Source organism: uncultured Brevundimonas sp. (genome assembly GCF_937863155.1).
Lineage (GTDB): Bacteria > Pseudomonadota > Alphaproteobacteria > Caulobacterales > Caulobacteraceae > Brevundimonas.
Genome location: NZ_CALMFB010000045.1, coordinates 1 through 7,158, shown reverse-complemented (window position 1 = coordinate 7,158; position 7,158 = coordinate 1). Strand labels below are relative to the sequence as shown.

Genomic DNA, 7,158 nt, shown 5'->3' with positions numbered 1-7,158 from the left:
CGTCGACATCATCAAATTCCTGATGCGTCAGGGCCTGATGATGAAGATCAACGACATCATCGATTCCGACACCGCCGAACTGGTGGCCGAGGAATACGGCATGAGCGTCAAGCGCGTGTCGGAATCCGACGTCGAGGAAGGCTTCCTGTCCGAGGCCGACGACGCCGAGGCCACCGAGCTGCGCGCGCCGGTCGTGGCCATCATGGGCCACGTCGACCACGGCAAGACCTCGCTGCTGGACGCCCTGCGCACCACCGATGTGGCGGCGGGCGAGGCCGGCGGCATCACCCAGCACATCGGCGCCTATCAGGTTCGCCTGAAGGACGGCCAGCGCATCACCTTCCTGGACACGCCGGGCCACGCGGCCTTCAGCGCCATGCGCGCGCGCGGCGCCAATGTCACCGACATCGTGGTGCTGGTGGTGGCCGCCGACGACGGCGTCATGCCCCAGACGGTCGAGGCCATCCAGCACGCCAAGGCTGCCGGATCGCCGATCATCGTGGCCGTCAACAAGGTCGACAAGCCGGACGCCAATCCGCAGAAGGTCGTCAACGAACTGCTGCAGTACGAGGTCATCTCGGAATCCCTGGGCGGCGACGTCCAGATCATCGAGGTCTCGGCCAAGAACCGCACCAATCTGGACGGCCTGACCGACGCCATCCTGCTGCAGGCCGAGGTCATGGACCTGCGGGCCGATCCTGATCGCTCGGCCGAAGGCGTGGTCATCGAGGCCAAGCTGGACAAGGGCCGCGGCCCTGTCGCCACCGTGCTGGTCAAGCGCGGCACGCTGAACCGCGGCGACATCGTCGTGGCCGGTTCGTCGTGGGGCAAGGTTCGCGCCCTGCTGAACGAGCGCAACGAGCAACTGACCGAAGCCGGCCCCTCGACCCCGGTCGAGATCCTGGGTCTGGACGAGGCGCCGTCGCCCGGCGACGTCTTCGCCACCGTCGAGAACGAGGCCCGCGCCCGCGAGCTGACCGAATTCCGCGCCCGTCAGAAGCGCGAGAAGGCGACCGGCGGCATCAACCAGGTGTCTCTGGCCGACATGATGGCCAAGCTGGGCTCCAAGAAGATCTCGGAGATGCCGGTCGTCATCAAGTCGGACGTCCAGGGCTCGGGCGAGGCCATCCAGGGCTCGCTGGAGAAGATGGGCAACGACGAAGTGCGCGCCCGCGTGGTCTATTCCGGCGCCGGCGGCATCACCGAAAGCGACGTCAACCTGGCCAAGTCGGCCGGGGCGCCGATCCTGGGCTTCAACGTCCGGGCGTCGAAACAGGCGCGCGACCTGGCCGACCGCGAGGGTGTGGAGATCCGCTACTATTCGATCATCTACGACCTGTTGGACGACATGAAGGGCGTGCTGTCCGGCATGCTGGCGCCGCTGCAGCGCGAAACCTTCCTGGGCAACGCCCAGGTGCTGCAGGTGTTCGACATCTCCAAGATCGGCAAGATCGCCGGCTGCCGCGTCACCGAAGGCGTGGTGCGCAAGGGCGCCCGCGTCCGCATCATCCGCGACGACATTGTGGTTCTGGAGCTGGGCGTTCTCAACACGCTCAAACGCTTCAAGGACGAGGTCAACGAAGTGCCCTCGGGCCAGGAATGCGGCATGCAGTTCCAAGGCTTCCAAGACATCAAGGAAGGCGACTACATCGAGTGCTTCACGGTCGAAGAGATCAAGCGCACCCTGGACTAGGGCCGGGCGCGACCGTCAGCGACACGGCAAGACCCCGGCGGCGACGCCGGGGTCTTCGTCTATGGGGGCTTCGTGTTTTCGCCGCAAACCGCGCTATGGTCGTGCGCATGAAGACCGCAGCCGCCGCCCTCGCCGTCGTGACCGTGTTCGCCGCCGCTCCGGCCCAGGCGGACACGCGGTTTCTGGCCTTTGACGCGGCCGACCGGGTGACCCAGGCCCTGACGCGCGGCGTGACGCTGGAGGTCCGGCGCGGGCTTCTGGGCGGGGTGTCGGTGCGGCGCATCATCTCGACCAGCGCGCGCGGCTCGGCCCGTATCGACTATGGCGGCCCGGACGCGGTGCGCCGCGCCCTGCCCGAAGGGTCCAGCGAGGCCAGCATCTACACCATACCGGCCGAGGGGGATGGGCGCGGTCTGTCACGCGCCCTGTGCCCCGGATCGGACCAGGCCTTTCTGGTGCTGGGCCGGGTGCGGGCGGGGCGGCCGCTGACGGTGCATGCGGTCGGACGGTGGCCGGACGGCGCCTATCGCCATTGTGTCCAGCTGGAATACAGCTATCGCGGCGAATGGGCCCTGCCGCCCGCCAACATGCTGAACAGCGCGCCTGAGACGCGATAGGTGTGACGATCGTCGCGTTCAGGCGTTAGGGTCTGGACGATGACCGCCTCCGCCCGCCCTCGCCATGGCCTGAAACTGCTGGCCGCCGTGCTGTTTCCGCTGGCGCTGATCCTGGCCCTGCTGGCGCTGGACGAGCCTGCGGCCGTGTCGGCCTGGACGCGGGCCAGCCAGGCGATCCAGACGGCGGCGACCGGCGCCTGGACCGCCGCCCGGGGCCAGTGGACACGCTCGGTTTCACCTTCGGCGCCGGCAAGCGTGTCGGGCGACGCCGTCTTGCAGGGCGGCTTTTCGGCTGCTGACGACCGGACGCGAAACCTGACCGGCGATGTGGACTTCGTCCGCGCCGAACTGCGGTTCGCCCAGGTCGGGGTTCTGAAGACCCGGCCGCATCGCATCGCCTTCGGGCGTCAGGCGGCCGACCGCGATGGCGCGACCTTCGCCGACCGTTTCGCCGCCGGCGCCGAAGACCAGATCGAGTTGCGCCAGGTTCTGGCCGGATCATCGGCGCGCCTGTGCGGCGATGCGGCGCCCGGCTGGATCGGCTTGCGGCAGACGGATCGGGGCGTCACCCTGATGGCCTTCCGCGCCGGCCCCGCGCCCGGCCCCACCGCATCGCCCGAGGCTCCGTGCGCCGTTCTGAACTACGTCCGACCCTAGGCCTGATCGCGGCGGCCCTGCTGGGCCTGTTCGTCGCCCTGATGAGCTGGACCCGCGAGGGCCAGGCCCCCTATCCGGCCGCGCCGGGTGACGACGGGGTGACGATCCATCTGCTGGACAATGGCTTTCACAGTGACCTGGCCATATCCCGGCGCGACCTGGCGCGCGGCGGCGGGCGGCTGAAGGCGGCGCTGGACCGGACGGGGCCGGGGGACTGGGTCCTGGTCGGCTGGGGCGACGCGCGCTTCTATGTGGACCAAAGCCCGATCCATCACCGACTGCCGGATGGGGCGCGGGCCTTTTTCGCGTCCGGCAATCCGTCGGTGGTGATGCTGGACCCCTATCAGGGCGACCCCGCGCGCCTGGGGCCGGACGAGAAGCGCCGCACCCTGACCCTGTCGGCCGAAGGCTTCGCGGCTCTTCGCGCGCGGCTGGAAGCGTCGCTGGCCGAGCGCGACGGGGCGCCCATCCTGGCGGCCGAACGGCCCGGCGACGACGCCCGCTTCTTCGCCTCGACCGAGACCTTCTGGGTCGGCCATCTGTGCAACCACTGGACGGCGCAACTGTTGAACGCGGGCGGCCTGACGGTGAAGCCGTTCCGGTCGATCGCCTCGGCCGAACTGCGCGCGGCGGTGGACAGAGCGATGGACAGGGCGGCGCAGGAGGACTAGACCGCGCGGCTTCGTTTCATGAGCCGGGTCCGATCCCCGGCGGCGAAGGACAAGGAGCCTCCCCATGGGCCGCAAACAGCACACCCGCAACGCATCGGGGCCGCAAGGCCCGTCCCAGCGCCAGCTGCGCGCCGGCGAGCTGATCCGTCATGCCCTGGTCGATGTGCTGCGCGAGGAGGAGATCCACGACGCGGCCCTGGACGGCGTCTCGATCACCGTCACCGAGGTGCGGATGAGCCCGGACCTGCGCCACGCCACCTGTTTCGTCGAGCCGCTGGGCGCCGGCGTCGAGGCGGCCGCGACCACCGGCCACGAGAGCGAGATCATCAAGGCGCTGAACGAACATGCCCGGTTCCTACGCGGCCGGCTGGGGCCCAAGCTGGACATGAAATTCACGCCGGACCTGAAATTCCGCCACGACGAGAGCTTCGACAACGCCAGCCACATCGACCGGCTGTTCAACGACCCGCGCGTGCGCGCCGACCTGGACGCTCACGACGACGAGGACGAATAGTGGGCCGGCCTCAAGTAGCGCTCAGCGCGATAGGCCAAGCCTAATGGGCCGGCGCAAGTCGGGTCAGGCCATCCACGGCTGGGTCTGCCTGGACAAGCCCGTCGGCATGGGATCGACCGAGGCGGTCACCCGCGTGCGGCGCCTGTTCGACGCCAACAAGGCCGGCCACGCCGGGACGCTGGACCCTCTGGCCGACGGCATATTGCCCATCGCCCTGGGCGAGGCGACCAAGACGGTGCCCTTCATGATGGAGGCGCGGAAGGCCTATCGCTTCACCCTCAACTGGGGCGTCTCGACCGACAGCGTGGATCGGGAGGGGCGCGAGATCGCCCGTTCGGACGTGCGGCCGACGCCGGAGGCCGTGCGTGCGGCCCTGCCGGCCTTCGTCGGCGAGATTCAGCAGGTTCCGCCCGCCTTTTCCGCCATCAAGGTGGACGGCCAGCGCGCCTATGACCTGGCGCGCGAGGGGGCGGCGGTGGAGCTGTCGGCCCGCGCCGTGACCATTCACTCGGCCGAGGTGACGGCGGCGCCCGACGCTGATCACGTCGAAATCCGCATCGAGACGGGCAAGGGCGTCTATGTCCGGTCCCTGGCCCGCGATCTGGCGGCCGCGCTGGGCGCCGAGGGCCATGTCAGCGCCCTGCGTCGCGAGCAGGTGGGGCCGTTCAGCACGCAAAACGCGGTGACGCTGGATTTCCTGACCGATCTGGTGCATAGGGACGCCGCCTTAGAGGGTCTACTGCCCGTTTCGACCGCCCTGGACGACATCCCGGAGCTGGCCGTGACGGACCAGGACGCCTTCGCGCTTCGGCAGGGACGGCCGATCGTACTGCTCCCCCGACAGGTCGAGACGTTGAAGAGCCGCCTTCGGGACGGCTCGCGCACCGTTTCCGCCTTTCAGGGCCAGACGCTCGTCGCTCTCGGTTCGTTGCGGGCCGGCCGGCTAGAACCCGACCGCGTTTTTAACCTCCAGCCCTCAAGCAGCGAGACCCCGCGGGTCGAGCGCTAGGGCTTCAAAGATGGAGAACCACGATGTCGATCACTGCTGAACGCAAGCAGGAAGTCATCAACGACAACGCCCGCAGCGCGGGCGACACCGGCTCGGCCGAGGTTCAGGTCGCGATCCTGTCGGAACGCATCGCCAACCTGACCGAGCATTTCAAGACCCACAAGAAGGACAACCACTCGCGCCGCGGCCTGCTCAAGATGGTCTCGCAGCGTCGTCGCCTTCTGGACCACCTGGTGAAGGTCGATAAGGAGCGTTACACCGCCCTGATCACCAAGCTGGGCCTGCGCCGCTAAGCGCGGAAACAACGAGATTCGAGGCGCGGGCCATGTCCGCGCCTCTTTCCGTATCTAACGACCGCCGCGCGCCGCGGTGATTTGTATCGGCGCACGAGACTGCGCGAGGGCCAAGCCGGTCCTCAACTTCCCGGGTTCGCCGCGATGGCGCGGCCGCCCTTGGACCGAAGGACTGAACGCCCGACGCTCCGCTCCCGCTGATGGGATTCCGGCCGGAATACGCCGCCCGGACTACGAAAGACGAGACATGTTCGACATCAAACGCAAGACGATCGAATGGGCCGGTCGCCCGCTGACGCTGGAAACGGGCCGCATCGCCCGCCAGGCCGACGGGGCCGTTCTGGCCACCTATGGCGAGACTGTGGTTCTGGCCACCGTCGTCTATGGCCGCGCGCCCAAGCCGGGCCTGGATTTCTTCCCCCTGACCGTCAACTATCAGGAAAAGACCTTCGCCGCGGGCCGCATCCCCGGCGGCTATTTCAAGCGTGAAGGCCGTCCGACCGAGAAGGAAACCCTGGTCAGCCGCCTGATCGACCGTCCGATCCGCCCGCTGTTCGTCAAGGGCTTCAAGAACGAGACCCAGGTCGTCGTCACCGTGCTGCAGCACGACATGGAGAACGACCCCGACATCGTCGGCATGGTCGCCGCCTCGGCCGCCCTGACCATCTCGGGCGTGCCCTTCATGGGCCCGATCGGCGCCGCGCGCGTGGGCGTCATCGACGGTGAAATGGTTCTGAACCCGGCCGTGGACCAGATGGGCGAAAGCCAGCTGGACCTGGTCGTGGCCGGCACCGCCGACGCCCTGATGATGGTCGAATCCGAGGCCAAGGAGCTGTCGGAAGAAACCATGCTGAAGGCGCTGATGTTCGCGCACTCGGGCATGCAGCCGGTGATCGACGCCATCATCGAACTGGCCGAACACGCCGCCAAGGAGCCGTTCGACTTCGCCGCCGAGGATCACTCGGACGTCGTCGCCTCGATCAAGAAGCTGGTCGGCGAAGACATCAAGACCGCCTACACCCACGCCGGCAAATACGAGCGCCGTTCGGGCGTCGATGCGGCCAAGAAGACCGCCGCCGCCGCCCTGGTGAAGACCGACGAGAACCCCGACGGCGTCGACGGTTCGAAGTTCTCGGCCGCCTTCAAGGAGTGCGAAGCCGAGGTCCTGCGTCGCGACATCATCGAGAACAGCCACCGCGTCGACGGCCGCGCCCTGGACAAGGTCCGCGCCATCGTCTCGGAAGTCGGCGTCCTGCCGCGCACCCACGGTTCGGCCCTGTTCACCCGTGGCGAGACCCAGGCCCTGGTCGTCGCCACCCTGGGCACCGGCGAGGACGAGCAGTACATCGACAGCCTGACCGGCACCTACAAAGAGAAATTCCTGCTGCACTACAACTTCCCCCCCTATTCGGTGGGTGAAGCGGGCCGCATGGGTTCGCCGGGCCGCCGCGAAATCGGCCACGGCAAGCTGGCCTGGCGCGCCATCCGTCCGATGCTGCCGACGACCGAAGACTTCCCCTACACCATCCGCCTGGTCAGCGAGATCACCGAGTCCAACGGCTCGTCCTCGATGGCCACGGTCTGCGGCTCGTCGCTGGCGCTGATGGATGCGGGCGTGCCGCTGGTGCGCCCGGTGTCGGGCATCGCCATGGGCCTGATCCTGGAGCCGTCGGGCGAGTTCGCCATCCTGTCGGACATCCTGGG

General features: G+C 68.3%; 8 protein-coding genes. All 8 read left to right on the top strand.

The genetic code is table 11. From position 1 onward, the window contains the following. On the top strand, positions 1–1,693 hold a 1,693-nt coding region (gene infB / locus Q0581_RS06890; RefSeq protein WP_298698862.1), incomplete at its 5' end, for a translation initiation factor IF-2. Between the two features lie 107 nt (positions 1,694–1,800). Further along, the gene (locus Q0581_RS06885; RefSeq protein WP_298698861.1) at positions 1,801–2,310 is read left to right on the top strand and encodes a hypothetical protein; all 510 of its coding nucleotides are present in this window, start codon (positions 1,801–1,803) and stop codon (positions 2,308–2,310) included. A 39-nt stretch (positions 2,311–2,349) separates the two neighbouring features. Further along, positions 2,350–2,967 carry a hypothetical protein gene (locus Q0581_RS06880; RefSeq protein ID WP_298698860.1) on the top strand — a complete coding sequence of 206 codons (618 nt, stop codon included), beginning with the start codon at positions 2,350–2,352 and terminating at the stop codon, positions 2,965–2,967. Then, positions 2,937–3,638: a DUF2459 domain-containing protein gene (locus tag Q0581_RS06875; RefSeq protein WP_298698859.1), complete on the top strand. Its 702-nt coding sequence runs from the start codon at positions 2,937–2,939 to the stop codon at positions 3,636–3,638. The genes Q0581_RS06880 and Q0581_RS06875 overlap by 31 nt, the downstream gene beginning before the upstream one ends. A gap of 64 nt (positions 3,639–3,702) precedes the next feature. Then, complete coding sequence (gene rbfA, locus Q0581_RS06870) at positions 3,703–4,152, top strand: 30S ribosome-binding factor RbfA (RefSeq protein WP_298698857.1); 450 nt, start codon at positions 3,703–3,705, stop codon at positions 4,150–4,152. A 43-nt stretch (positions 4,153–4,195) separates the two neighbouring features. After that, the gene (gene truB, locus Q0581_RS06865; RefSeq protein WP_298698855.1) at positions 4,196–5,161 is read left to right on the top strand and encodes a tRNA pseudouridine(55) synthase TruB; all 966 of its coding nucleotides are present in this window, start codon (positions 4,196–4,198) and stop codon (positions 5,159–5,161) included. Positions 5,162–5,184: 23 nt separating this feature from the next. Continuing rightward, on the top strand, positions 5,185–5,454 hold the full coding sequence (rpsO, locus tag Q0581_RS06860; protein ID WP_298698854.1) for a 30S ribosomal protein S15: 270 nt from the start codon (positions 5,185–5,187) through the stop codon (positions 5,452–5,454). Positions 5,455–5,701: 247 nt separating this feature from the next. Beyond that, positions 5,702–7,158 (top strand): polyribonucleotide nucleotidyltransferase (gene pnp, locus Q0581_RS06855; protein ID WP_298698852.1); only part of this gene is annotated, 1,457 nt, incomplete at its 3' end.